At 70.1% G+C, this 451-nt stretch carries 1 protein-coding gene; it reads left to right on the top strand.

Translation table 11 applies throughout. The features are described from left to right. Nucleotides 1-157 (top strand): pantoate--beta-alanine ligase (locus FV228_RS32615; protein ID WP_187278015.1); only part of this gene is annotated, 157 nt, incomplete at its 5' end. Nucleotides 158-451 lie beyond the last annotated feature (294 nt).

Below are 451 nucleotides of genomic sequence, written 5' to 3'. Positions count from 1 at the left end.
GCGCGCCGCGCTGGAGGCCGCGGGTTTCCAGGTCCAGTACCTCGCGGTCTGCGACACGCGGACCCTGGCCCAGGTCGACCGGGTCGAGGCCCCGGCGCGGGTCCTGACGGCCGCGTTCCTGGGCCGGACCCGGCTGATCGACAACGTGGCGGTCTAGGGCTCGTTCGACGCCCGGGCGCCACGGCCAAAAACCCGAGGTTTCAAAAGGTCCGGGACCTCCTGCGGGGGCAGGACAGCGCCCTGCGACTTGGAACGCTCGTCAAAATCCCAGTTGCGTCGGATTGCAGATCACGATCATCTTGGCCAATAACGCGGCTCCAGCCATCGTGACTGTATTCACCCGTGCCGGGATCCGACGATGCCGAGTCCTTCCGCCGACGCGAGCGAGATCGCCCTCATCAGCGCACGCCTCGCGGCCAGCCCGCGCCCGGCCGACCTCGCGGCCCGGCGC

It is taken from the genome of Methylobacterium sp. WL18, from assembly GCF_008040015.1.
GTDB lineage: Bacteria > Pseudomonadota > Alphaproteobacteria > Rhizobiales > Beijerinckiaceae > Methylobacterium > Methylobacterium mesophilicum.
The sequence above is the reverse complement of the archived record's forward strand: the minus strand, read 5'-3'. Positions and strand labels throughout refer to the sequence as shown.